Annotated in this window: 4 protein-coding genes; 3 read left to right on the plus strand and 1 reads right to left on the minus strand. The window is 42.6% G+C overall.

The features are described from left to right. The coding region (locus VLN09_RS02995) for a hypothetical protein (protein WP_325243719.1) at positions 1-197 on the plus strand (197 nt) is incomplete at its 5' end. A gap of 104 nt (positions 198-301) precedes the next feature. On the opposite strand, the gene VLN09_RS03000 is transcribed toward VLN09_RS02995, so the two are convergent. Next, positions 302-1,024, minus strand: coding sequence for a Bax inhibitor-1/YccA family protein (locus VLN09_RS03000; protein ID WP_325243720.1), 723 nt, complete (start codon positions 1,022-1,024; stop codon positions 302-304). Positions 1,025-1,322: 298 nt separating this feature from the next. Between VLN09_RS03000 and VLN09_RS03005 the strand changes: the two genes are divergently transcribed. Together VLN09_RS03005 and VLN09_RS03010 are read left to right on the plus strand one after the other, a co-directional pair. Then, positions 1,323-2,327 (plus strand): NAD(+) kinase, encoded by a 1,005-nt coding sequence (locus VLN09_RS03005; protein ID WP_325243721.1) that lies wholly within the window; start codon positions 1,323-1,325, stop codon positions 2,325-2,327. A gap of 55 nt (positions 2,328-2,382) precedes the next feature. Next, positions 2,383-2,694, plus strand: coding sequence for a YeaC family protein (locus VLN09_RS03010; protein ID WP_325243722.1), 312 nt, complete (start codon positions 2,383-2,385; stop codon positions 2,692-2,694). The last annotated feature ends 98 nt before the right edge of the window (positions 2,695-2,792 follow it).

Here is a 2,792-nt window from a genome sequence, read left to right on the forward strand (position 1 = left end):
CTATTATTGCTGCTAAACGTATCGCTGATAAAACCAAACGTATTATCAAACAAAACTTGCGTTGGGCACTTATTTATAATGGTAGCGTATTAATACCAGCGGCTTTAGGTTATGTGCCACCTTGGCTGGCTGCTATTGGAATGTCGTTAAGCTCGTTATTTGTGGTATTAAATGCGCTGCGTCTAAAACGTGCCTAGTTTAAACCAGTTTAAATAAACCTTTAAAACTTACCCATACAAAAACCCGCTTTTTATTAAAAGCGGGTTTTTTCATGCAAAATAACAGTTAGATAATATTTAGATTAGTCTTGTAGATAGCTTAGTAGACGCATAAATTCGATATACATCCACACTAGCGTTGCAAGAAGACCAATACTGAATAACCATTCGTAGTCTTCTGACACACCCATTGCCACACCACGCTCGATATTATCAAAGTCTAATAACAGTGTAAAAGAGGCGATAACAATCACAAATAAGCTAAAGCCAATAGCGATAGCGCCACCTTCAAACAAGAAAGGTAAGCTTGAACCAAAAGCTAAAGACAGTACCCACTGCGCCACATAAACCAGCATGATAGCAATCAATGCTGAGGTAACGATTGAGCGGAATTTTTCAGTGACTTTAACCAAACCTGAGCGATATAGCCCTAGCATAACCGCTGCTGTTACAAACGTTGCACACATCGCAGTGACTGGCACGCTTGGATACATTCTCATGAAAAACAGCGAGATGCCGCCCAAGAATATACCTTCCAAAAGTGCATATGGTACAGCGAGAGTTTTGGCTTTTTGTGGTTTAAAGGTGATAAAAATAGCCAAACCAAAGGCAGCAAACATACTACCAAAGGCTGCCATGGTGATAAAACCTTGCGATAAACCTGCCATCAATGCATAAAAGAAAAATCCAACACCAGTAATAGCTGATAGCCCAAGCAATAAACTGGTTTTTTGAATCACGCCCTTAACCGTCATCGGAGCGCCGCCAATAGCAAGCTCTGCGCGACTGACAATAGGATTGGCCATAAGTATGTCCTCAATAAAATATCAATAATATAGATTTAAGCTACTTTAGCAAAACCGCTATTATTGTCAACGGTGTTTGCGTGACAGCATATAAGGCTTCAAGCGATAACTAGATTGATTGCAAGCCTTTAATAGACGGATATTAAGTAGCTAAATAGATACGCCTAAAACAGCATATGCTAGTTTTTATATGGGGTCAATTACGACAGTTAACAACGATAATTGATAAACATGCTAGTCTAATCGCCTATTTCTCGTTATCATTGTTCTGTAATTTACCGTCATGCCGAGTCGTTTTATGGAAAACTCAGCGCAGTCCGCAAGATTGCCGCACCTACATGAGTCAGAGCTGTTCCACGCTATCAAAAATCCAGCCTTTCGCCGTATTGGCTTGATGGGTCGTGCCGGAAAGCGCAGTGTGACCCAAAGTATTGGGCAGATTGCCCAAACAATTAACGAAATGAATCTTACATTGATTATGGATGTGCAAACCGCCAACTTGCCAACTCTGAATCTCACTGAAATAGAAAGAGTCAAAATCGTCAAGCGTAGCCTTATAGGCGAGATTTGTGATTTGGTCATCGTGGTTGGGGGTGATGGTTCTATACTCCATGCTGCCGAAGCACTGGCACGCTATCGTGTCCCTGTATTGGGCGTTAACCGTGGTCGCCTTGGTTTTTTAGCCGATGTTAAACCTGATGAAGCTGCCTTCAAGCTACGCCAAGTATTGATGGGCGATTATCAGCTCGACCACAGATTTTTACTTACGATGGAGATTCGTGAGGGTCGTAAGATTATTCATGAAGACATGGCACTTAATGATATCGTGTTGCATGCTGGTAAGTCTGTCCATATGATTGATTTTCAGATGAAAATCGATGGGCATGATGTCTATCGGCAGCATAGTGACGGTCTCATTGTGGCTACACCGACGGGATCGACGGCTTATGCGCTCTCTGGTGGTGGTCCTATCATCCATCCAAGCATGGATGCGATATGTTTGGTGCCTATGCACCCGCATACGCTGTCTAGTCGCCCTATTGTGGTCAGTGGTACCAGCGAGATTTGTATCCGTATCCACGAGGACAATCGCACCCAGCCGATGGTCAGCGCTGACGGTAAACCAAGCACGCCGCTTGAGCAAGAGCAGCGTCTATATATTCGTAAGCATCCGGACAAATTAACCTTGCTACATCCGCCAGGGTTTGATTTTTATGAAGCGTGCCGGACGAAGTTGCACTGGAATGTGCATGCTGAAGAATTCAGTCTCGATGTTGATGATGATATTATGGACGAGGAATAAGTGTCTTTGTTAGACAAACATGTGATATAAAAAATAGTAGTGGAGAGTAGGCACGATGGATAAACAAACGATATTAGCAAGTCTAACACCAGAAGTGGTTGATAAATTTCGTATGGCAATTGAGCTTGGCAAATGGCAGGACGGTCGTAAGCTGACCGCTGAGCAACGTGAAACCTGTATGCAAGCAGTAATGGTATGGGAGCATGAGCATCTGCCACCAGCTGAACGTACTGGCTATATTCATAAGCCTATTAAAGAGGATGGTTCTGTCGTTGGCGCTGAATGTGATGTCGAACATGAGCATCATTATCCTAATATGCCCAATCCTAAAGGCGCAGTACAGCCAGTTAAGTTTCGCGACAAATAGACTAATGACCAAATTCACTAATAAAAAATGAAGCCCATAAAAAAGCCACGCTATGATAACGTGGCTTTTTTATATATCAATATTGCATCGTTAAAGCG

This window comes from Psychrobacter sp. (assembly GCF_035469765.1).
Classification (GTDB): Bacteria; Pseudomonadota; Gammaproteobacteria; order Pseudomonadales; family Moraxellaceae; genus Psychrobacter.